The organism is Sediminihaliea albiluteola (genome assembly GCF_014077625.1).
Classification (GTDB): Bacteria; Pseudomonadota; Gammaproteobacteria; order Pseudomonadales; family Halieaceae; genus Sediminihaliea; species Sediminihaliea albiluteola.
The window spans coordinates 158512-181026 of the sequence record NZ_JACFXU010000014.1; the positions used below are offsets into that span (position 1 = coordinate 158512).

25 protein-coding genes are annotated in these 22515 nt (G+C 55.3%); 12 read left to right on the plus strand and 13 right to left on the minus strand.

The features are described 5' to 3' along the window. Nucleotides 1-54 precede the first annotated feature (54 nt). From H2508_RS07585 to H2508_RS07600, 4 genes are all read left to right on the plus strand, one after another. Nucleotides 55-1890 (plus strand): penicillin-binding protein activator, encoded by a 1836-nt coding sequence (locus H2508_RS07585; protein ID WP_182171381.1) that lies wholly within the window; start codon nucleotides 55-57, stop codon nucleotides 1888-1890. Between the two features lie 35 nt (nucleotides 1891-1925). Next, on the plus strand, nucleotides 1926-2285 hold the full coding sequence (locus tag H2508_RS07590) for a YraN family protein (protein ID WP_182171384.1): 360 nt from the start codon (nucleotides 1926-1928) through the stop codon (nucleotides 2283-2285). A 75-nt stretch (nucleotides 2286-2360) separates the two neighbouring features. Then, nucleotides 2361-2966, plus strand: coding sequence for a D-sedoheptulose-7-phosphate isomerase (locus H2508_RS07595; RefSeq protein ID WP_182171386.1), 606 nt, complete (start codon nucleotides 2361-2363; stop codon nucleotides 2964-2966). After that, complete coding sequence (locus tag H2508_RS07600) at nucleotides 2963-3538, plus strand: BON domain-containing protein (protein WP_182171389.1); 576 nt, start codon at nucleotides 2963-2965, stop codon at nucleotides 3536-3538. The genes H2508_RS07595 and H2508_RS07600 overlap by 4 nt, the downstream gene beginning before the upstream one ends. Before the next feature lie 57 nt (nucleotides 3539-3595). Here the strand turns inward: H2508_RS07600 and H2508_RS07605 are convergent, their stop codons facing one another. From H2508_RS07605 to zapE, 7 genes are all read right to left on the minus strand, one after another. Further along, on the minus strand, nucleotides 3596-4003 hold the full coding sequence (locus H2508_RS07605) for a ClpXP protease specificity-enhancing factor (protein ID WP_182171392.1): 408 nt from the start codon (nucleotides 4001-4003) through the stop codon (nucleotides 3596-3598). Between the two features lie 30 nt (nucleotides 4004-4033). Next, nucleotides 4034-4666 (minus strand): glutathione S-transferase N-terminal domain-containing protein, encoded by a 633-nt coding sequence (locus H2508_RS07610; RefSeq protein WP_182171395.1) that lies wholly within the window; start codon nucleotides 4664-4666, stop codon nucleotides 4034-4036. Between the two features lie 81 nt (nucleotides 4667-4747). Further along, entirely contained in the window at nucleotides 4748-6787 is a 2040-nt protein-coding gene (locus H2508_RS07615) for a ubiquinol-cytochrome c reductase (RefSeq protein ID WP_182171398.1), read from the minus strand. Further along, the gene (gene petA, locus H2508_RS07620; protein WP_182171400.1) at nucleotides 6787-7383 is read right to left on the minus strand and encodes a ubiquinol-cytochrome c reductase iron-sulfur subunit; all 597 of its coding nucleotides are present in this window, start codon (nucleotides 7381-7383) and stop codon (nucleotides 6787-6789) included. Before petA ends, H2508_RS07615 begins: the two co-directional genes overlap by 1 nt. 261 nt (nucleotides 7384-7644) lie before the next feature. Then, nucleotides 7645-8037 carry a 30S ribosomal protein S9 gene (rpsI, locus tag H2508_RS07625; RefSeq protein ID WP_182171403.1) on the minus strand — a complete coding sequence of 131 codons (393 nt, stop codon included), beginning with the start codon at nucleotides 8035-8037 and terminating at the stop codon, nucleotides 7645-7647. Between the two features lie 12 nt (nucleotides 8038-8049). Further along, nucleotides 8050-8478, minus strand: a complete 429-nt coding sequence (gene rplM / locus H2508_RS07630) for a 50S ribosomal protein L13 (protein WP_220463661.1) — start codon at nucleotides 8476-8478, stop codon at nucleotides 8050-8052. Nucleotides 8479-8671: 193 nt separating this feature from the next. Next, entirely contained in the window at nucleotides 8672-9781 is a 1110-nt protein-coding gene (gene zapE / locus H2508_RS07635) for a cell division protein ZapE (protein WP_220463662.1), read from the minus strand. Between the two features lie 167 nt (nucleotides 9782-9948). On the opposite strand from zapE, the gene H2508_RS07640 reads away from it, so the two are divergent. Then, entirely contained in the window at nucleotides 9949-10434 is a 486-nt protein-coding gene (locus tag H2508_RS07640) for a YhcB family protein (protein WP_182171409.1), read from the plus strand. A 29-nt stretch (nucleotides 10435-10463) separates the two neighbouring features. On the opposite strand, the gene H2508_RS07645 is transcribed toward H2508_RS07640, so the two are convergent. Continuing rightward, a complete protein-coding gene (locus H2508_RS07645) occupies nucleotides 10464-11225 on the minus strand; it encodes a Nif3-like dinuclear metal center hexameric protein (protein ID WP_182171424.1) in 762 nt (253 codons plus the stop codon). A gap of 134 nt (nucleotides 11226-11359) precedes the next feature. Between H2508_RS07645 and H2508_RS07650 the strand changes: the two genes are divergently transcribed. Continuing rightward, complete coding sequence (locus H2508_RS07650; RefSeq protein WP_182171427.1) at nucleotides 11360-12487, plus strand: S1C family serine protease; 1128 nt, start codon at nucleotides 11360-11362, stop codon at nucleotides 12485-12487. A 28-nt stretch (nucleotides 12488-12515) separates the two neighbouring features. Here the strand turns inward: H2508_RS07650 and hisD are convergent, their stop codons facing one another. The 5 genes from hisD to H2508_RS07675 all read right to left on the minus strand — a co-directional run bounded on the left by hisD (nucleotide 12516) and on the right by H2508_RS07675 (nucleotide 16810). Then, nucleotides 12516-13811: a histidinol dehydrogenase gene (gene hisD / locus H2508_RS07655; protein ID WP_182171430.1), complete on the minus strand. Its 1296-nt coding sequence runs from the start codon at nucleotides 13809-13811 to the stop codon at nucleotides 12516-12518. A gap of 1 nt (nucleotide 13812) precedes the next feature. Beyond that, the gene (gene hisG, locus H2508_RS07660; RefSeq protein WP_182171433.1) at nucleotides 13813-14451 is read right to left on the minus strand and encodes an ATP phosphoribosyltransferase; all 639 of its coding nucleotides are present in this window, start codon (nucleotides 14449-14451) and stop codon (nucleotides 13813-13815) included. Nucleotides 14452-14473: 22 nt separating this feature from the next. After that, nucleotides 14474-15736 (minus strand): UDP-N-acetylglucosamine 1-carboxyvinyltransferase, encoded by a 1263-nt coding sequence (murA, locus tag H2508_RS07665; RefSeq protein WP_182171437.1) that lies wholly within the window; start codon nucleotides 15734-15736, stop codon nucleotides 14474-14476. A 30-nt stretch (nucleotides 15737-15766) separates the two neighbouring features. Continuing rightward, nucleotides 15767-16006 (minus strand): BolA family protein, encoded by a 240-nt coding sequence (locus H2508_RS07670; RefSeq protein ID WP_182171440.1) that lies wholly within the window; start codon nucleotides 16004-16006, stop codon nucleotides 15767-15769. A gap of 141 nt (nucleotides 16007-16147) precedes the next feature. Continuing rightward, nucleotides 16148-16810, minus strand: coding sequence for an MlaC/ttg2D family ABC transporter substrate-binding protein (locus H2508_RS07675; protein WP_328799341.1), 663 nt, complete (start codon nucleotides 16808-16810; stop codon nucleotides 16148-16150). Nucleotides 16811-16992: 182 nt separating this feature from the next. Between H2508_RS07675 and H2508_RS07680 the strand changes: the two genes are divergently transcribed. From H2508_RS07680 to H2508_RS07705, 6 genes are all read left to right on the plus strand, one after another. Then, on the plus strand, nucleotides 16993-17958 hold the full coding sequence (locus H2508_RS07680; RefSeq protein WP_182171443.1) for a calcium/sodium antiporter: 966 nt from the start codon (nucleotides 16993-16995) through the stop codon (nucleotides 17956-17958). 10 nt (nucleotides 17959-17968) lie between these two features. Next, the gene (locus H2508_RS07685; protein ID WP_235965145.1) at nucleotides 17969-18946 is read left to right on the plus strand and encodes a KpsF/GutQ family sugar-phosphate isomerase; all 978 of its coding nucleotides are present in this window, start codon (nucleotides 17969-17971) and stop codon (nucleotides 18944-18946) included. 15 nt (nucleotides 18947-18961) lie between these two features. Next, nucleotides 18962-19522 carry an LPS export ABC transporter periplasmic protein LptC gene (lptC, locus tag H2508_RS07690; RefSeq protein WP_182171446.1) on the plus strand — a complete coding sequence of 187 codons (561 nt, stop codon included), beginning with the start codon at nucleotides 18962-18964 and terminating at the stop codon, nucleotides 19520-19522. Then, entirely contained in the window at nucleotides 19503-20099 is a 597-nt protein-coding gene (gene lptA / locus H2508_RS07695; RefSeq protein WP_182171449.1) for a lipopolysaccharide transport periplasmic protein LptA, read from the plus strand. Before lptC ends, lptA begins: the two co-directional genes overlap by 20 nt. Further along, nucleotides 20077-20802, plus strand: coding sequence for an LPS export ABC transporter ATP-binding protein (gene lptB / locus H2508_RS07700; protein ID WP_182171452.1), 726 nt, complete (start codon nucleotides 20077-20079; stop codon nucleotides 20800-20802). Before lptA ends, lptB begins: the two co-directional genes overlap by 23 nt. A gap of 148 nt (nucleotides 20803-20950) precedes the next feature. Next, the gene (locus H2508_RS07705; protein ID WP_182171455.1) at nucleotides 20951-22459 is read left to right on the plus strand and encodes an RNA polymerase factor sigma-54; all 1509 of its coding nucleotides are present in this window, start codon (nucleotides 20951-20953) and stop codon (nucleotides 22457-22459) included. Nucleotides 22460-22515: the final 56 nt, after the last annotated feature.

Here is a 22515-nt window from a genome sequence, read left to right on the forward strand (position 1 = left end):
ACGCACATCCATGTCGGCTAGTGCCCTGCCGACCCATTAGCCACGAAGGATAGCATGAGTAAATACCAATCCACCTTGCGCTACAGCAGCTCTCAATCCCTCAGCAAAGTGCTATTGATCGCTATGACCTTGTTAGTCAGCAGCTGTAGCACTGAGCCGACCAAACCCAGCGGCAGCAGCGAGGGCCCCTTAGCCACCGAGGGAGGCGATGTTTCCGAGTTAATTGGCCAGCCTCACTCCTTGCCGGCTAGCGACTACGCGGCGGTTTTTGAACGCGCAGAAGCCGCTCTAGCTCGATTTGAGTGGGTGGCGGCAGAGGCCAGCTTAAACACCCTGAGTGATGCCCTTAACAGCAATGATCGCGTTTACCGTGATTACCTGCGCGCCCGCATCGCCTATTTGCGCGGCCAGACGGCAGTAGCGACACAACTGCTACAAGACTTGCCAAAGGCTGACACTGCTCCCGCACTGAGCAGCAAAGTACTTAACTTTCAGCGCTACATGGTGCGAATGGCCGGTGACTATTTAGGCAGCGCCGAGCTGGCCCAGCGCTTGCTGGACATTACTCCCGACCCAGTTACCAGCACAGCCCTCAAGCGCAGTCTGTGGCGCGACCTGGAGCACTTACCTGCGGAAGCCTTGCAGAGCGCCGGCGACACTGAAGATCCGATATGGCGTGGTTGGCTTGAGCTCGCCACTATTAGTGCCAGCACCACAGACGCTAACTCCCTGCACCAAGCCATCAACCAGTGGCGCCAGGACAATGCCGCCCACCCAGCAGCCAAGGCACTGCCCGGTGGACTGGAGCCTTTTGTCGACCAAGCCCTCGGGGTGCAGCGAGTCGCCCTACTGCTGCCGCTGAGCGGCCGCCTAGCACCCGCAGCCAAAGCAGTCAGAGATGGCTATCTCGCCCGCTTTTATGCTGACAGTGAAGCTATCCTAGGGCAGCGACAATTGCTGATTTTCGACACCCAGTCCAGCGAAGGTGGCGCACTCGCAGCCTACCAAGAAGCTGTACAGCGCGGTGCCAACCTCGTGGTGGGTCCACTGAGCAAAGAAGCGGTATCACAGCTAGCTGCACAGCCCGAGCGCCCGGTACCCATATTGGCCTTAAACCGCGTGGATGAAACGCTAGCGCCTAGCAGTACCGCACTGGTACAAATGGCTTTAGCTCCCGAAGATGAAGCCGAGCGCCTGGCTGAGCTGGCCTATGGTGCAGGTGCCAGACGCGCCCTGATCGTGCGCCCCGCCGGTGCTTGGGGTGACAAAATGGAAGCGGCGCTGCGGCCTTATTGGCAGGCCATGGGCGGGCAAATAAATGCCAGCGCGGTGTACAGCAAAGCAGAGAGCTACTCAGACAGTATCAAACAGTCTCTCAACCTAGCGGCCAGTGAAGAGCGCGCGCGCAGCATCCGCAGCATGCTGGCGACCAACATTGAAAGCAACGCGCGGCGGCGGCAGGACATCGACGCTATCTTCCTGCTCAGCGGCAGTGCCGATGAAGCGCGCTCAATCAAACCCCTGCTGGTTTTCCACTATGCTGGCAATTTACCGATCTATGCGCCCTCTAGCATCTATAGCGGCATGCCCAATGAGCGGGACCGCGACCTCAACGGCATACACTTAGTTGAGCTGCCCTGGCTCTTAGGTAGCAACCCCGCACTGCGCGTAGCCATTACCGCCGGCGACACCGGGAGTGATAGCTATCCACGGCTCAACGCCTTGGGAGCGGATGCCTACCTTGTGCAAAGCCGTTTTCTACAACTGCAGGGTGGCGCCGACGCTCTGCTGCGCGGCGATACAGGTTTGCTGAGCATGGACCCACAGTTGAGAATTATCAGGGAGCCACAGCCCGCCACATTTGATGGCGGCGCGCTGAAAGCACTCTAGGTAAACTGGCCACTCGACGATAAACGGTGGCCAAGATGACAGCAGCAGGGGCAGAGTACGAGGAACATGCCGCCCAATGGCTAGAGCAGCGAGGTTGGAAAATACTGTATCGCAATGTGCGATTTCGCAGCGGCGAGCTAGATATTGTCGCACTCGACCAGCAGCAGCTAGTGTTTGTTGAGGTGCGTAAACGCAGCAATCCACGCTACCCTAGCGCCACTGAATCGGTCGATAAGCGCAAGCAACAGCGACTGCTATGGGCCGCGGCAAGCTTCCTGCAGCGGCATCCGCAATGGGCAAATAGAGCCTGCCGATTTGACGTGATCGCCTTCGAGCCGCGACAATCTCTCGCCAGCTTCGAGCCCATTTGGATACGGGCTGCGTTCACAGCTTGACGCTCAAAGCGCGACACTGGCCGTTGATCACCCGTCATCACTAACTATTAACCACGACAATTTGAGCCACAACGCATGGATATTTACCCGAGCTTGGCCGCTAACTGCCAGGCGACTATCGAAGGACTGGCAATGACTGTGGATGCAGTGGCAGAGCCATTAGCCGCCGCGGTCGGCCTCATTACCGGGGCCCTACTGGGCGAGCGCAAAGTACTGACTTGCGGCAGTGGCGCTGACGCCACACTGGCTCAGTTATTTGTCGTTCAGATGCAGAGCCAGTTCCAACAGGAGCGCCCCGCCTTACCCGCGATGACGCTAACCGCCGATGGCGCGACACTGGCAGCAATTGCCGGCCACAGCGGCCAATCTGAACTCTACGCCCGCCAACTTAGAGCACTTGGTCAGCCTGGAGACGTTCTATTATGCATCGCCAGTAGCGACGCCGATCCTAGCGTTCTACAGGCTATCGACGCCGCCCACGAGCGCAGCATGAGCGTAGTTGCACTATCTAAAGCCCAAGATAATATGCTGCAGGCCACACTGGCCGCCAGCGATGTGCAAATAGCGGTCAATGTGGCTATTCCAGCTCGTGCTCTGGAGTTACATACCGTTATTATCCAAAACTTATGCGAACTAATCGATTCAACCATTTTTGGCAGTTACACAGGAACCCCCTCATGACCCGCTTGCTTATCGCCACCGTCCTTTTATCCAGCTTAGCCCTCAGCGGCTGCGGCAGCATGATAGCTGCTGTAAAAGCCAATCCAATTGAAGATGAGCCTGTAAAACGCACCCTAGGGCAAAAGCTCGAAGATGAAAGCATTGAAACCAAAGCCATGGTCAATATCAGAGTATCCGACGAAGGCTTCGCCAATTCACATTTAGAAATTGTTAGCTATAACGGCTTTGTACTGCTCGCTGGCCAAGTGCCCACTGCGGCGCTAAAAAACCAAGCGGCCGAGGTAGTGCGTAAAATCCACGGGGTCAGACGTATTTACAATGAGCTGGAGGTTTCCGCTCCTAGCTCTGCCATGACCCGCACCAGTGATACTTGGATCACGGCTAAAGTTAAATCATGGATACTCGGCACACCCAGTACTCCAGGTATGCGCATTAAAGTACTCACTGAAAACGGCGTGGTCTACTTGATGGGTTTGGCCACGGAAGCCGAAGGACAACGCGTGACCGACGTGGCTGCCAACATTTCAGGTGTGCAGCGCGTGGTGCGTTTATTTGAGATAGTGCCAGGCTAAGTGGCAGCGATGAAAAACTTTGCAGTGCCGATAACCCGAGGCACTGCAAAGTCATCGTTATTTGACGATTTTTAGCGAGGGCCGACCCTCACCACGACTCTGCGGCTTATCCGCGGGGCTCGGTGGCTTGGGATCATCATCGGGATCTTCCGGCGGCTGCTCGGCTTCAAACACCATGCCCTGACCGTTTTCTCGAGCGTAGATACCGATCACCGCAGAAACAGGGACCATAATGTCGGTGGCTACCCCGCCAAAACGACCATTAAAGGTCACCACATCATTGGCCATATTGAGCTCAACCACCGCGCTCGGTGAGATATTCAGCACTATTTGGCCGTCTTTGACGTACTGCTCCGGCACTTCAACACCGCGAATCGAGGCGTCAACGAGTAAATAAGGCGTGCAGTTGTTATCGACAATCCACTCGTAGAGTGCACGCATTATGTAGGGACGGCTAGGGGTCATAGATGCTCCGGCTCCAGTGCGAAATGCGCCTTAAAGGCGCATTTCCTTTTCCTGCTCAGACAGGCTTTCCTGGAAGGATTCACGGCTGAACAGGGAATCCATATAAGCCAACAGCGGCTTAGTTTGCTTGGTAGAGCGGATGTCCACGCCCAGCGAAGGCAAGCGCCACAAAATAGGCGCAATCACGCAGTCGACCAAGGTGAATTCATCGCTCATAAAGAAAGGTTTTTCGGCAAAGATAGGTGCAATGCCGGTAATGCTCTCACGGAGTTCCTTAGTGGCTTTGCTCACCACATTGTCGCTGCGTGAAGTCAAAATGGAGTCGACCAGCGAACACCAATCCTTTTCAATCCGGTGGATGTAAAGGCGGCTTTCAGCGCGTGCCACAGGATATACCGGCAACAGTGGTGGGTGCGGGAAGCGCTCATCCAAGTACTCCATCATTACCTTAGACTCATAGAGCACTAAATCGCGGTCAACCAAGGTCGGCAGAGAGTTGTAGGGGTTTAGGTCTGCCAACTCAGCCGGGGGATGCGCGCCGTCCGCTTCGATCAAATCTACCGTTACGCCTTTTTCGGCAAGAACAATGCGTACCCGGTGACTGTAATGACTAGTACTGTCGGAAAAAAAGGTCATTGAAGACCGCTTTGCCACAACGCCCATGGGGGTATCCTCAGCTTATCAAGAAAAAATAATGCCGCCGACGCGGGTTTAAGCGCGCGGCGGCAGCGACTCTTGCGAGTCTTAGTGTATGTCTTTCCAATATTCGCGATTGAGCAACCAGGCGAATACAAAGAACAGGGCTACAAAGAGCAGCACAAAAGTACCGATGCGCTTGCGATCATTCGCCATCGGCTCTGATGTGTAGGCCAGAAAGTTGGTCAGGTCGTACATTGCCGTGTCGAACTCTTCAGGCGACATCGATCCCTCTTCAGTCACCACCAAGCGACCACAAGGCACTTCCATGATGTCCTCGCCGGTCAGCGGATCACGCTTCACTCCGCCGTTAGCAGCTCTTGCTGGCCCCAGTGCACACTCCTGCATGCCCTGCAGCTCCAACAAGACATGGGGCATACCCACATCCTTAAAGACCTTATTGTTCACTCCCCAAGGACGACTCTCATCCTTGTAGAAAGTGCGCAGGTAGGTATACAGCCACTCTGGCTGGCGAGCCCGCGAGATCAGCGTCAAATCTGGCGGTGCAGCACCAAACCATACTTTAGCATCCTTCACTGACATAGAATTGTTCATCAGCTCGCCGATTTTGACACTGGGGTCAAAAATCAGGTTGGCCTCGAAAAGGTCCTCTGGAATGCCTAGGTCAGCCGCTACGCGGTTGTAACGAGAGTACTGCAAGGAGTGACAGCCCATACAGTAGTTCATATAGAGCTTGGCACCATTTTGCAAGGAAGCCTTGTCCGATGCATCGGCAGTAAACTCATCACAGGGCACAGTGCCGCAGTTGAAACCTGACTCGGCTCCCACTGCTTTGAGCGGCAAAATAGTCAGCGCAAGAATCAGCGCCAAACCCGCCAAGCTGCCCCAGAAACCAATGCCGCCATCCATAGTAACACGCTCGGGTACTGGCTTGGTCTTGTCCATCTTAGACCAAATAGGCATCAGCAGGAAAAAGGCGAAGTAGAATATCGAGCAAATCTGCGCCAAGAAAGTACGCTCAGGAGTCGGCGATTTAACACCCAGCACACCCAGAATCAGGAAGCAGGCCACAAACAGCACCAGCATGACCTTATTCAGGTTGCCGCGATAGCGCCAAGACTTCACCGGGTTGCGATCCAACCAGGGCAAGATAAAGGGAATCGCTACCGAGGCGGCAAAGGCCACAAAACCCCAGAACTTATCCGGTACAGCACGCAGCACCGAGTAGAAGGGTGTGAAGTACCATACGGGCGCAATATGCTCAGGCGTCTTCAAGCCATCTGCCTGTTCAAAGTTGGCGTATTCTAAGAAGAAGCCGCCCATCTCTGGCATAAAGAAAATCACCGCACAGAACACAAACAGGAACACAGCGATCGCCTGTAAATCGTGCACTGTGTAGTAAGGGTGGAAGGCCACGCCATCTAGCGGCACGCCATCTGGCCCTTTATTCTTTTTGATCTCCACACCATCGGGGTTATTTGAGCCCACTTCGTGCAGAGCCAGCAAGTGCAGCACCACCAGCGCCAACAACACGATTGGCAGGGCAACTACGTGCAGCGCGAAGAAGCGGTTCAGAGTGGCACCGGAAATCAGGTAGTCACCGCGAATCCAAGTCACCAGATCTTCCCCGACCACGGGAATCGCACCAAACAGGGAGATAATCACCTGGGCGCCCCAGTAGGACATCTGCCCCCAAGGCAATACGTAGCCAACGAAGGCCTCGGCCATTAGCACCACGAAGATCAACATACCGAAGATCCAAATCAACTCGCGGGGCTTCTTGTAAGAGCCATAAATCAAGGCGCGGAACATGTGCAAATACACCACCACAAAGAAGGCCGAGGCCCCCGTGGAGTGCATGTAGCGCAGAATCCAGCCGTAGTCGACATCGCGCATGATGTACTCGACCGATGCGAAAGCATTTTCGGCACTCGGTGTGTAGCTCATAGTCAGCCAGATACCTGTCAGTAGCTGATTAACCAGCACTAACAGCGATAGCACACCAAAGTAATACCAGAAGTTAAAGTTTTTCGGCGCGTAGTACTTGGCCATGTGCGTATTCCACGCACGCATGATGGGCAGACGCTCATCTACCCAGTCTCGCAAACCTACTAGCATATTGATCATCAGGCTGCCTCCGTATCCACGCCAATCACCAGAACGTTGTCGCCTTCGTAGGAGTACGGCGGCACCACCAAGTTAGCTGAAGCCGGCACACCATTGTACACGCGGCCAGCAAGGTCGAACTTAGAGCCGTGGCAGGGACAGAAAAAGCCGCCCACCCAAGCATCGCCACCCAGATCAGCAGCGCCGACTTCAGGACGATATTTAGGCGCACAACCGAGGTGGGTGCACAGACCAACCGCCACAAATATTTCGGGGCGAATCGCGCGACCTTCACCGGTCACGTAGTCTGGCTGCTCAGAAATTTCGGACGCGGGATCTTTCAGGCTACCGTCTAGCGACGACAGTGCGGCGAGCATTTCCGGCGTGCGGTACACCACATAAACCGGCTGACCACGCCACTCCACGACCACCATCTGGCCCGGCTCTAACTTACTGATATCGGCTTTGACCGGCGCACCGGCGGCCTTCGCCTTGGCAGATGGGTTCCAAGAACCCAGAAATGGCACAGCAATTCCTACCGCACCGGCAACACCCACCGCACTGGTGGCGGCCGTTAGGAAACGCCTCCTGCCGGTGTTTACGCCATCGCTACTCATGCTTCTCTCCCCTAATCATCGGCTCGTTGGCAGAGATTACCAGACCACCGGGACCGCTTTGCGAAAATGTTGCAAATAGTAATGATTTTAGCCGGTTCTGACAAGGAAAAAGCCCGACATAGCCGACTCTTAGGGGCCAACACAGCAGCCCCACAAAAGGACTCTCCAGACACAAAAAAACGCCCGACCTGCGTGCAGACCGGACGTTTTGTCTTGAGCTTGGCCTGATAGGTGCCGAGCTGAGCCCGCACCTGAAGCCAATTAACGCTTGGAGAACTGGGGACGCTTGCGCGCTTTGCGCAGGCCCACTTTCTTCCGCTCAACCGCACGGGCATCACGTGTCACATAGCCTGCGCCACGCAGGGTGCCACGCAGAGACTCATCGTATTCCATGAGTGCGCGCGTAATACCGTGACGAATCGCACCGGCTTGGCCGAAGCTGCCGCCGCCTTCCACTGTCACGTTGATGTCGAACTTGTCACTCAGTTCAACCAACTCCAGCGGCTGACGCACGATCATACGTGCCACTTCGCGACCGAAGTACTGGTCCAGTGGACGCTTGTTTACTGTGATCGCACCTTCACCGCTTTGGATAAACACACGCGCGGTGGAAGTCTTGCGACGACCTGTTCCGTAGTATTGGGTAGCTGACATAGGTGATTTCCGTTAGATATTCAATTCTTGCGGCTGCTGCGCGGCGTGCGGATGCTCAGTACCTGCATAGACTTTCAGTTTCTTGAACATAGCGCGGCCGAGCGGGTTGCGCGGCAGCATGCCTTTCACAGCACCCTGAAGCACACGCTCAGGTGCCTTTTCGATCAACTTCTCGAAAGACATAGATTTCAGACCACCGGGATAACCCGTGTGGTGGTGGTACATTTTGTCGGTCGCCTTGGCACCGGTCACACGGATTTTCTCGGCGTTGATCACCACGATATAATCGCCGGTGTCGACGTGAGGTGTGTATTCGGGCTTGTGCTTGCCACGCAAACGGTGAGCAATCTCACTGGCCAGGCGCCCCAGAGTCTTGTCAGACGCGTCGACCACGAACCAGTCGCGGGACACTTCTTCAGCTTTGGCACTAAAAGTTTTCATCAATAACCGCCTCTTGGAGGGCTCCAATTTCGAGAGCGCGAATACTACCGCCGCGCCCACGCCTTTTCAAGCGAAAAGTAAAAGAATATTCGCTACTTACATTTAATTTAGCCGAATCGCTATTGGGGCTCTGTGGCCCGGCCTGTCGACATCTGCATCTGCGACCAACCTATCTGCTGCGTGCTCCGTGGTTTCAGGGGCGGTGCTCGCGAGCTAAATACTCCGTAGACTGCATCTCTTGCAGCCGCGATACGGTGCGCTGGAACTCGAACTCCAGGCGGCCGCTACTATACAGCTCTAAAAGTGGTTTGTCTGCCGCTAAAACCAGCTTTACGTTACGATCGTAAAATTCATCGACTAAATTGATGAAACGGCGCGCCGCATCATCATTGGCACGGCCCATCGCCGGCACCCCAGATATCAGCACAGTATTAAAAATACGCGCTAACTCGATATAGTCATTCTGCGACCTCGGCCCATCGCAGAGCTCATCAAAGTCAAACCAGGCGACATCTTCGGTCAATCGCCGACAAGTCAGGTAGCGACCATTCACCAGCAGCCGCTCCCAGTGTTTGCCAGGCTCCGACGCCAGCTGCTCAAAGCTACGCTCCAAACTGTTATCAGCCGCCTCGCCCAAGGGGTAATGGTAGAGCTCTGCCTGCTGCAGTGTGCGCAGACGATAGTCCACCCCCGCATCCACATTAACGACTTGGGTATAGCGCTCGATCAGGGCTATGGCCGGCAAAAAGCGCTGTCGCTGCAGACCGTTCTCATAGAGCTTCGAAGGCACGATATTTGAAGTGGCCACCAAGCTTACGCCGCGCTCAAAGAGGGCCTCCATCAAAGCGCCTAAAATCATCGCATCGGCAATATCGCTGACAAAAAACTCATCGAAACAAATAATACAGGCCTCGCTGGCCAAGCGATCTGCCACCAAGTTTAGGGGGTTCTTTTCACCATCGAGCGCAGTGAGCTCAGCGTGTACGCGCTGCATAAAGCGATGAAAATGCACCCGCATTTTGTCCTTAAATGGCAAGCACTCATAAAAGGTATCGACCAAATAGGTCTTGCCGCGGCCTACGCCACCCCAAAAATATAGCCCAATCTCGGGCTCCTGCCGCTCTTTTTTCAATCTCCGCCACAGCGCCCCAAAGCCCTTGTTGTTTCGTTTGCGAGCCAATAAGCGCTGATAGAGGTCATCGAGCAGGCGCACAGCATGCTCTTGGGAGGCATCGTAGCTAAAGCCCTCACGCTGTAGATCAGCTTGATAGCGTTGCAGTGGTGTTTGTGTAATTGAAGTCAATTCGAGACGGCTCGAGTAGCTGCTTATTTCAGGTGGATTTCCGGAAGGCGCCACTTTAACGACCGCGCAGGCTATTGGCAACGACAATGGCTAGCGCAAACCTTTTGTCCGCCCTATATTCGGGTATACTAGCCGACCTGTTTTTCCCGCCCTGTGAGGATTTGCCTGTGTATAGCATAACCATCGTCGCCATTTCAGTTGCCATCGCCCTACTTGTCGGTTTGGGCATCGGTCTGCTGCTAGGCCGACGGAGCTCAGCAGATGGTAAGAAATACCGCGAGGTCGAACGCAAACTAGATCAAGTCATTCAAGACAAGCGCGCTTATGAAGATGAGGTTGTGGAGCACTTTGGCAAAACCGCTAAGCTGCTCAATTCGCTCACCGATAGCTATCGCGATGTGCATAACCACCTAGCCAATGGCGCCGCCACCCTGTGCCAAGGACAAGGCCCGATCTCTATGGACCGCCTAGAACGGGCCGGCGATGACGCTGAAATTCCCGCCCACTTGGCCAGCATTCAGCCACCGCTGGACTATGCGCCCAAATCTTCACCTGAAGAAAAGGGCATGCTGAACGAAGAATTCGGCTTGGAGAACGAAAAGCCGCGCGCCCCCGCCGTGGAGCACAAAGAAGAAAGCGCTGCCAAGCTCTAAACCCTAGCCTACTTGCTTGGCAGGCACCGCTACACCGGGTTATCGATATCGATGTAGCGGTGCTCTAAATCAAACAAACTCGCCATTGCCGCACCCACCGCCTGCACCCCATAGCGCTCCGTTGCGTGGTGACCGGCAGCAATAAAGCCAATCCCCTCTTCCCGGGCAGTGTGGACAGTTTGCTCTGAAGCCTCGCCGCTTATAAACAACTCCGCTCCTGCTGCGAGTGCCGCATCGATGTAAGATTGCGCCGCACCCGTACACCAAGCCACGCGCTGTACCTGCTGCTCTGGATCACCGATATGCAGTGGCTCACGACCTGTTAGCTCGCGCAATTGCGCCACCAACTCAGACGCCGAGCGCGGCACAGACAAGCTTGCCACATTACCCACTGCGTCACTGCGCCCGGGAAACAAGCTCTCATTATCGTCAAACTCTAAGAGCCGCCCCAAGCAGGCGTTATTACCGAGCTCTGGGTGGGCATCGAGGGGCAAGTGATAAGCCAAGAGACTAATATCATTAGCTAGCAGAGTCGCCAAACGCCGGCGCTTCATACCAGTAATTACTTCGGGCTCACCCTTCCAAAAATAGCCATGGTGGACCAATATCGCATCAGCCTCCCACTCCAAGGCGGCATCGAGCAGAGCTTGGTTGGCAGTCACACCAGTGACCAAGCGTCGCACTTCGCTGCGCCCCTCTACCTGCAAGCCATTCGGGCAGTAATCTCTAAATAGCTGCGGTTGCAGCACCCGATCCAATTCCAGTTGAAGCTCCCGCAGTGATACAGACACGCTTTTAACCCCCGACTATGATGTGTTTGAATAGCTCTCATCCGGCTCCCAGCTAGCGCCAGCATATCAAGGCACAGGACACCGGAAGGGCGCATCATATACAATGCGCCCGCTAAACGACATGTAACGGCGCTATGAAAGACACCCTCAAATTTATTACTTGGCCGACTTTGGCCGGCCTATTTGCAGCTCTGCTGATTCTAGATCGCTATGTTTTGCCCAGCAGCCCAGGCAACAGCCCAGCCACAGCAGAGACCGTGAGCTACGCAGCAGCTGTACGCAGCGCCAGCCCAGCGGTTGTTAACATATATACCGCACGCCTTGTAGCCGAACGCAGCCAGCCAATGAGCGGCTTATTTCCTGGGCGCCAAAATCTACATCAGGAGCGCCGCCAGAGAATTGAGCAATCCCTCGGCTCGGGCGTCATCATGACCCAAGAGGGTCACATTCTGACCAACAATCATGTGATTAACCAAGTCGATGCAATCCAAGTTCTACTGCACGACGGTCGCCTAGCTAAAGCCCGAGTCATCGGCACCGATACCGCCACCGATTTGGCAGTGCTCAAAATCGACTTGCCCGACCTGCAACCGATAGAGCTTGGCAACTCCGATAACACCCGGGTGGGCGATGTGGTGCTCGCGATCGGCAACCCCTTGGGCTTTGGTAACTCGGTCACCCAAGGCATCGTCTCGGCACTGGGCCGCTACTTCCCACAACAGGGCCGCAGCAACACCTACGAAGACTACATTCAAACTGATGCCATCATTCACCTGGGTAACTCGGGCGGGGCACTGATCGACACTCAGGGCCGCTTGCTTGGCATCAACACACTGATTTACACGGCTGGCGACCAGGGCCGTGCCGCTTCACCCACCGGCATCGGTATCAGCTTGGCTATTCCCGTCAATCTCGCTGTGTTTGTCATGCAAGATCTGGTGGACTACGGCGAGGTGATTCGCGGCTGGCTCGGTGTGAGTGTCGAGCCAGTAAGGCGCCTCATTAACGGCTCACCCACCGGTCAAGCACTAGCGGTTGAAGCCATTACCGAAGGCAGCCCCGCCCAACGGGCCGGCATCCAGCTGGGCGATATCATTACTCACATCGACGGCGAAGCGATTCGCGATGGACGTCAAACCATGCACCGAATAGCCATGTTGCGCCCCGGTGACGGCATTGATGTAACGGTGCTACGCGACAAGCAGTCGCTGGACCTACAGGCCATCGTTGGCACTCTGCGATATTCGCCCAGCCTGCAATAACCATAAGCCCTAGCCTACTTGCCCAGGGCTAGTCTTCTATCAGGCGCATCTCAGCACTGCGGGCGTGGGCACTTAGCTGCTCGCCTCGAGCTAGCTCCGAGGCGATACGGCCCAAACTCTGCACCCCTTGCTCGCTGCAGTAAATCACCGAACTGCGCTTCTGAAAATCATAGACCCCAAGCGGTGATGAGAAGCGTGCAGTAGCCGAGGTTGGCAGCACGTGATTGGGGCCGGCGCAATAGTCGCCAAGGGTTTCTGTGGTGTAGGGCCCCATAAATATAGCGCCGGCGTGCTGCACTGCTGGCAACAAAGCCTCCGGGTCTTGCACCGACAATTCCAAGTGCTCAGGGGCTAAGCGATTACTAATCGCTACCGCTTCGTCGAGGTCGCGCGTCAAGATCATCGCACCTCGAGCACTTAAAGAAGCGCGGATAATCGCCTGCCGCTCCATGGTCGGCAACAAACGCTCAATACTTTCCGCCACCCGATCGAGATAAGCGGCATCAGGACAGAGTAACAAGGACTGGGCATTTTCATCGTGCTCGGCTTGGGAGAACAAATCCATCGCCACCCAATCTGGGTCGGTGCCACCATCGCAAATGACTAGAATCTCTGAGGGTCCAGCGATCATGTCGATACCCACACGGCCAAATACCTGCCGCTTAGCCGTAGCCACGTAAATATTACCTGGACCGACTATCTTATCTACCGCGGGTACAGTTTCGGTGCCGTAGGCCAGCGCCGCCACGGCCTGCGCGCCGCCAATGGTAAACACGCGGTCGACCCCAGCAATGCGAGCTGCCGCCAGTACCATATCGCTTAGCTCACCATCTGGCGCCGGCACCACCATAATCACTTCCGCGACGCCAGCCACCTTCGCCGGCAAGGTATTCATCAGCACCGAAGAGGGATAACTCGCCTTGCCACCCGGCACATAGACCCCCGCGCGCTCCAGCGGACTAACTTTTTGCCCCAGGCGGTTGCCGAGTTCATCGTGGTAGAACCAGCTCTCCTGTCGCTGGTGCTGGTGATAACTGCGCACTCGCTCAGCTGCCTGCTCCAGCGCACTGCGCTGTGCCGGGCTAATCGCTGCCAGTGCTGCATCAAGACGCTCTTCGCTAACTTCCAGCTCGGCCATGCTGGCAGCTGGCAAACGGTCAAAACGCGCGGTGTAATCGAGCACCGCTTGATCTCCCCGCTGCCGAACATCGCGCAATATTTCAGCCACGGCGGCATCAACTTCGCGATCTAAGGCGTCATCCCACTCGGTCAGGCGCTTCAGTTCAAGATCAAAGTCAGATTGACGGCTATCTAAACGTCGCATATCAGCTCTGCTGGGCAACAACATCAGCCAGGCGATCAACTATCGCCTGAATGTTGCCGTATCGCGCGCGCATGGAGGCCTTGTTAACTACCAGCCGGGAGCTGATAGAGGCAATTTCTTCCAGCGGCTCCATATCGTTGGCGCGCAGCGTATTGCCGGTATCAACGATATCTACGATCAGGTCAGCTAAGTCCATCATCGGCGCCAGCTCCATCGCTCCATAGAGCTTGATCACATCGGCGTGAACTCCCTGCTGAGCAAAGTAGCGGCGGGCTATATTGGCAAACTTGGTTGCCACGCGCACCCGCGCGCCGTTGGGCTGCCAGCCCACTGGGCCTGCGGTCATCAAACGACAGCGGGCAATACCTAGATCCAGAGGCTCATACAAGCCCTCCGCACCGTGCTCGAGCAGAATGTCTTTGCCCACCACGCCAAAGTCAGCCGCACCATGGCGGACGTAGGTGGGCACATCAGTGCCGCGAATAATGACTAGCTGTAAGCCAGGCTCAGTGGTGGCGAAAATTAGTTTACGACTCTGCGCCACATCCTCTAAGGGCTCAATGCCGGCCTGCGCTAGCAGCGGCAGCGTCTCCTTTAGAATGCGGCCCTTAGTCAAGGCCAGTGTTAGGGGCTTATTCATGCTTGGGCTATCGCTTCTGGTGTCAGTCGGCTTGGCGACGGATATCCGCCCCCAGTTGTTGCAGTTTTTCTTCGATACATTCGTAACCGCGGTCGATGTGGTAAATGCGATCGACGCGGGTTTCACCCCTAGCCACCAGACCAGCAATCACCAGACTGGCTGAAGCACGCAGATCAGAGGCCATCACCGGCGCCCCTTCTAGCTTCTCTTGCCCGGTAATAATCGCCGTGTTGCCCTCGATGACAATATCCGCGCCCATGCGATTCATCTCATGGGTCTGTATCAAGCGGTTTTCGAACACAGTCTCTGTCACCGTGCTCGTGCCTTCGGCCACCACGTTCATCGCAGTAAACTGGGCCTGCATGTCTGTTGGGAAACCGGGGTACGGGGCCGTTTTGATGCTCACCGCTTTGGGCCGTCGACCCTCCATGTCCAGAGTGATCCAATCCTCGCCCACTTCGAGCTTGGCGCCGGCTTCTTCCAACTTTTGTAGCACCACTTCTAAATATTCCGGGCAGGTATCGCGCAGCGTAATGCTGCCGCGGGTCGCTGCCGCCGCTACTAAGTAGGTGCCTGTTTCAATGCGATCAGGCATCACATCGTAAGTGCAGCCATGGAGCGCTTCTACGCCATCAATGACAATTGTATCGCTGCCGTGACCACTGATCTTAGCGCCCATGGCGATCAAGCACTGAGCCAAATCCACTACTTCGGGCTCACGAGCGGCATTTTCCAAGATTGTTCGCCCCTCTGCCAAAGTGGCGGCCATCATCAGGTTTTCAGTGCCGCCAACGGTGACCGTTTCCATCAAGATGCGAGCCCCCTTAAGGCGCCCCTCTACTTCAGCATTGATGTAGCCACCTTCCACTGTAATGGTGGCCCCCATCGCCTCTAGGCCTTTGAGGTGCAAGTCCACTGGCCGACTGCCAATCGCACAGCCTCCGGGGAAGGACACATGGGCTTTGCCAAAACGCGCCACCATTGGCCCCAATACCAGAATCGAGGCCCGCATGGTTTTAACCAACTCGTAGGGTGCGGAGAAATCGCTAATCGTATTGGCGTTGACTTCTATGCTGAGCTTTTCGTCAACTGTTAGCTCTACCCCCATGCAGCCGAGCAACTCAATCATGGTAGTGATATCGTGCAGGTGTGGCAGGTTGCGTATGGTTACCGGCTCATTACTGAGCAGTGCTGCGGCAAGGATCGGCAGAGCCGCATTTTTGGCGCCCGATATACGTAGTTCGCCGTGCAGCTGCTTGCCGCCCTTAATAACTAATTTTTCCACTCTGTCTCCGCTTGCGCTTGAGGTCGGGGCCTAGGCTAAGGCCTGCCACTGCTCGGGGGTAAATGTTCTAATATTGACAGCGTGGATGCTGCCAGCGGCAATTTGATCTGCCAAACCGGCGTACACTAACTGCTGCTTTTTTACTGGCCGCATATCGGCAAATAACTCACCGACAACGGTGATGTTATAGCGATCACCCTCACCTTCCACGAAGATTTCACAGCCTTCTAATTTGGCCTGCAGCAGAGATTTCACTGTGGCAGCGTCCATAATCATTCTCTCATTCAGGGGGTACAGACAAGCGTTTAGTCGCACCAAAAAGCGCGCATTTTATGAGATATCAGTCGGGATAGCGAGGCCAGCCGCGTTGGCTGGCCCGCTCGGGCCACTGAGAGCCGATGTCTAAGCCACTTAGCCCTCGAGTTCGACGGCTGACCAACTTTCGATCACCTTATCGAGGTCACCGTCGTATTTACGCGCAGCACTTTCAAATTGGCTGCGATAAATTTCACCCAAATTGACATTCTCAATGATCATATTGCGCAGCTTCCACTGCCCCTCACGATCTTTACCCATTTGGTAAAACACCACGTAAGGCTCTGAGCCATCTTTGTAAATCAGCTGTTGCACGGAGGCGCGACGGCTGTTGTCATCGGCGGCATCGGGCTCTTTCACTTCAATCCGTGAGCCACCAAAAGCCAGCAAGCCTTTGCTGTAGGTGCGCACCAAACCGCTGCGCATGGTCTCTGTGAAGCGATCTAACTGTGAGGCCAATTCTGCACGGCCTGCTTCATCTAATGAGCGGTAACGCGAGCTACTGGCATAGGGCCCCATCACACCGCGTGCAAAGCCGCGAAAATCGACCACTGGGTCGAGCAACTCTTGCACCTTGTCATAATAGCCTTCGGTGTCGGCACCCTGGGCGTTCTGGGCTTCTTCGACCACCTCCATGACAGCCTCCGTAGCACTGCGCACCACCTCATGGGCTGTCTTCTGTTCAGCAAAAGCTGCCGTTGATACGAGCAGGCCAACAGCGGCCAACCATGAAAAAACTATTCGGGTAACTGGATTCACTTGCTTTGCTCCTACTACTCTTTTCTGTGAGCTAATGGTCTGTATACTTGCCGCCCGGTTTTCACAAGCATGGCCATGCCATAATGTGAACGAAACCGCGATACACCAACTATGACAACGTTGGCTCCTCCACAGTTCCCCGAGTTCTGGGCGGCGCCCACTGTAACAGGAAAGCTGTTTTTATGCTGTTAGCCGCCGCTGCCACTTTGCTCGGTTTTATTATTCTCATCTGGAGCGCCGATCTATTTGTTGCTGGCGCAGCCTCTATTGCCGAAAATATGGGCCTGTCGCAAATCATGATCGGCCTGACGATTGTATCAATCGGCACTTCTGCCCCTGAAATTTTGGTGTCAATCACCGCTGCCCTCTCCGGCGTCGGCGAGTTGGCTATTGGCAATGCCATCGGCTCCAATATCGCCAATATTGGCTTAGTACTGGGGATTACGGTGCTAATTGCGCCCCTGTGCATCAATCGCGCCACTATCCGCAAAGAGCTCCCCGTCTTACTGCTAGTGACCTTCGGCTGCGGCGCGCTGCTATTAGATGGAGAACTATCGCGTTTTGACGGCCTTCTCATGCTGGGCGCACTGGCTGTTGTGCTCTACCTCATGTGGCGTTTTCAAGATCAAGTCAGCGAGCTTCTCGGCGATGAAAACCCCGCTCATTTAAGCCCTCTGCGTGCCTGGCTGAGTTTCACCGCCGGTCTGCTGTTGCTGGTCGCCAGTTCGCGGCTGCTGGTTTGGGGAGCGAGCGAAATCGCACTCTTTTTAGGTGTTTCACAGTTACTGATTGGCCTAACTGTGGTTGCCATCGGCACCTCTCTGCCCGAGCTTGCCGCCACCGTTGCTAGCGCTCTGCGAGGCCACAGCGATATCGCTGTGGGCAATATCTTAGGCTCCAATCTATTTAACCTGTTGGCGGTGATGGCTATCCCGGGCTTGTTTGAGACAGAGCAGCTCGACAGTCAGCTCCTGCCTCGCGACTACAGCACCATGACCGCAATGACGCTGTTGTTGGCGCTGGCGCTTTATCTGGGCCGAGGTAGCAAACAAGTGGTCGCGGGACAGAGTTATGTCGGTCGCTCGGCCGGCATACTGTTCGTAAGTATCTACGCGCTGTATTATTACTGGTTGTACCAAACCCGCTAGAGACCCTCCCATGCCCAACGAACCGATGAAGCCCTTTCGCAATTCGGCCCTGCGCACCATCCGCATGGAAGCCGAGGCGGTCGCTGCGCTTGCTGAGCGCATCACCGACGACTTTGACCGCGCCTGTGAATTGCTACTGGCCACTAGCGGCCGAGTCATTGTGACCGGCATGGGTAAATCCGGTCATATCGCGCGCAAAATCGCCGCTACGTTTGCCAGTACCGGCACTCCCGCACACTTTGTCCACCCCGGCGAGGCCAGCCACGGCGATATGGGTATGATCACAGCGAACGATGCCATCATCGCCTTGTCTAACAGCGGTAACGTACCTGAGGTCATTACCTTGTTACCCATGTTCAAGCGCTTGGGAGTCCCTTTGATCAGCATGACCGGCAACCCCAACTCGACCTTGGGACTGGCCAGCGACGCCCACTTAAATACCGGCGTTGCCACCGAGGCCTGCCCCCTAGATCTCGCGCCAACCTCCAGCACCACCACAGCGCTGGTCATGGGGGATGCTTTAGCCATTGCGCTCTTAGAAGCCCGTGGCTTTACCGCGGAAGACTTCGCCTTTTCACATCCCGGCGGGACTCTAGGTAAGAAGCTTTTATTAAAAGTGGGCGATGTGATGCACAGCGGCGAGCGCATTCCTCAGGTGAGCAGTGACACGCCGCTGGCTCAGGCCCTGCTGGAGATCAGCAACAAGGGCCTGGGGATGACGACGGTCATTGACCGGGATGGCCAACTGGCCGGCATCTTCACTGACGGTGACTTGCGCCGCGCTATTGATTTACAGGTCGATATCAACCAAACCAAGATCGCCACACTGATGACCCGCGGACCCAAAACAGCCAAACCAGGTATGCTGGCCGCTGAGGCACTGCGCATCATGGAAGAAAACAAAATTACCTCACTGGTGGTCATCGATGACGGCCGAGTTGTTGGTGTGATACATCTGATGAGCCTGCTACAAGCAGGTATAGCTTAACGCCGGGCCAAGCTAATGCAAAAAACTGTGTTACAGCTCTTGCTTGCTATCGCGGCTTTACTCGCTGCCGGCCTCTATTGGACGCCCGGCGCCGACCCCAGCGCCGACCCAGCGGTCATGAAACGCCAGATGGCACTAGCCCAAACTTATCTTGAGGAGACGCGCAGCTGGGAGTACAGCGACAGCGGCGAGCTGTCACAGATACTGGAAGCCCAGCGAGCGGAGTTTTTTAAACGCCGCAATGTGTCGGAGCTAGAGCAACCTCGCTTCTACTCCCACGATGGCAATGACCGCAGCTGGTCTGCCTCTGCCGAATGGGGCCGCTATCGCCACGCCGCTGGCATATTGAACCTGCAGGACTCGGTGGTACTACACAACGATCAGACCGGCGGCACACTGGAATCCGCGGCCATGACCCTCAACGTTAACAACAATACCGCCCGCTCTAAAGTACCCGTCACTATCACTCAGGGTGACAGCAACATACGCGCAGATGGTATGGTAGCCGACCTCAACCGAGAACGAATTGTTATGAGCCCCAATGTGGAGAGCATTTATGTCCAAGCGCAGCCCTAAGGCAATCAGAGCCGCTGTCCGCTGCTGGCGCTCAGCATTGGCCTGCTGTAGCGCCTTACTCTTGCTGGGCATGGCTGCTGGCGCTGTGGCATTGCCTGAAGACCGCAAGCAACCAATACATATCAGCGCTGACCAAGCTATACGCGACGACAAGCAGGGCTATACCGTGTATCAAGGCAAGGTTCAAATGAGCCAGGGCAGCCTAAAAATCACCGCCGGCAAAGTGACCGTCTACCACCAAGTGGAGGAAGCTGATCGCATCGTGGCCGAGGGCAGCCCAGCACACCTCCAGCAACGGCCTGGCCCCGACAAAGGGCTCGTGCATGCCCGCGCTAATATTATTGAATACTATAAGGCCGAAGAGCGTGTCATGCTGCGGCGCAACGCCAGTCTTGAACAAGACGGCTCTCGAGTGGCCGGTGAGTCCATCGAGTACTTTATTGCTAAACAACTGATCAAGGCTGATTCCGACTCAGCTTCCGAGGCGGGCAGCGAAAACACTAAACGGGTGCAGGTAGTCATTCCAGCATCGACACTAGAACAAGAGGATGACAGTGGCTCAGCTGATCGCCAGTAATCTGGCCAAAGCCTATCGCAGTAGAGCTGTGGTACAAGATGTTTCACTGCACTTGGAAAGCGGCAGTATCGTTGGCCTACTAGGCCCCAATGGGGCGGGGAAAACCACCTGTTTTTATATGATTGTGGGCATTATTCATGCTGACAAAGGCACCATTACGCTCAACGGAGAAGACATCACTGCACTGCCGATGCACGAGCGCGCGCGTCGCGGCATTGGCTACCTGCCCCAAGAGGCCTCTATCTTCCGCAAACTGAGCGTGGCTAATAATATCCTCGCTATTCTTGAGACGCGACCCGACCTGAACCGGCAGCAGCGCAATGAGCGCTGTGATGCTCTGCTAGACGAGTTTCACATCGGGCATCTGCGCGACAGTCTCGGCCAGTCCCTATCCGGCGGTGAGCGCCGGCGGGTAGAGATTGCCCGCGCGCTAGCAACCGAACCGGACTTCATCCTACTGGACGAGCCCTTTGCCGGTGTCGACCCCATTTCGGTCAACGACATCAAGCAGATCATCCGCCAGTTGCGCGACCGAGGTATCGGCGTTTTAATCACCGACCATAACGTTCGCGACACTTTGGACATTTGTGAAAATGCCTTTATTGTCGGCGAAGGACATATTATTGCCGAAGGTAACACCGACGCCATCCTGTCCAATGACAATGTCCGCCGGGTCTATTTAGGCGATCAGTTCCGCCTCTAAATGAGGCTTCTTCCCAGCTCGCATCGATACGACAAGCAATTTTCGCGCCATGAGTTGTCAATGCGCTGCCGTCAGGGCTACACTGAGATAACTCTCCCATAAGTGGAAATGCACTTCGAGTGGTAAATCGCGTGTGTAAAATCCAGTCATGAAACAGTCGCTACAGCTCAAGCTAGGCCAGCAACTTACCATGACCCCCCAGTTGCAGCAGGCCATCAAGTTGCTGCAACTCAGTACGCTCGATCTACAGCAAGAAATTCAGCAGGTGCTCGATAGCAACCCGCTGCTAGAACTTGCTGAAGATGAGCATGAGCAGAGCGCGCCAGTCGACAACGATCAGCGCCATCAAGAACAAAGTTCTTCCTCCAGCGATGGGCCTCTAGAAAACCTCGAGCACAGTAACGAAGGTGGCGACTCCAACAACACTCAGGAGGATTGGCCTAGCAACATACCAGATGAGCTGCCTGTCGATACCCAGTGGGACGACCTGTTGCCTTCCGCCTCTGCGCCCATGAGCAATGCCAGCAGCGACCATCTTGACCCCGACTACGATTCTCGCAATGCCAGCAGCGAGTCGCTGCAAGACCAATTGCGCTGGCAACTTAATTTAACTCGGCTATCCGATATCGACCGTATTATCGCCCTAGCCATCATCGATGCCACTGATCCGAGCGGTCGCCTAAGCCTTAGCCTTGAAGACTTGCTAGAGTCACTGCGCCCTGAGCTGGATATTGAACTGGACGAAGTGCTCGCAGTGCTGCACTGCTTACAGCAGTTTGAGCCAGCCGGTGTTTGCACCCGCGATCTGCAGGAGTGTCTCTTAGTGCAGCTAAGGCAGCTGCCCCCAGAGACGCCCCACTTGGAACTGGCCACCATTATTATTTCGCGCTATTTAAAGCAGGTCGGCAGCGGTGATTACAGTCAGATCACACGGCGCCTGCGCATCAGCGAAGACGAACTAAAAGAAGCCTTAGGGCTTATTCGAACTCTCGATCCGAACCCTGGTCTAAGCGTAGAGGCCGATGACACGGAGTACGTTGTACCCGATGTATTTGTCAGTAAAAAACAAAGCCGCTGGGTTGTAGAGTTGAATCCAGATATTGCTCCGCGCTTGCGCATCAACAGTGACTATGCCAGCCTGATCAAACGGGCTGACAACAGCGCCGACAATACCTACTTAAAGGACAACTTGCAGGAAGCACGTTGGTTTTTGAAGAGCTTAGAAAGCCGCAATGAGACTTTGATGAAGGTGGCCAGCAAAATTGTTGAACATCAGCGCAGCTTTTTCGAATATGGCGAGGAAGCCATGAAGCCGCTGGTACTGCATGATATTGCCGAAGCGATCGAGATGCACGAGTCCACCATCTCCCGGGTGACCACCCGCAAGTACATGCACACCCCAAGAGGGATTTTTGAGCTTAAGTATTTTTTCTCCAGCCACGTCAGTACCAGCAGTGGCGGAGAATGCTCTTCGACTGCTATCCGAGCGCTAATTAAAAAACTGGTTGCAGCAGAAGACCCACGCAAGCCCCTGAGCGACAATAAGATTGCTCAGCTGCTTGAAGAACAAGGCATCCAAGTTGCCAGACGTACCATTGCCAAATATCGTGACACACTGTTTATTCCCCCCTCAAACGAGAGGAAACGATTAGTCTAGAATGAAAGATAGGCGAGGCAGTATTGCTCGCCTTGGTATCGGGTTCAGCCCGGTTT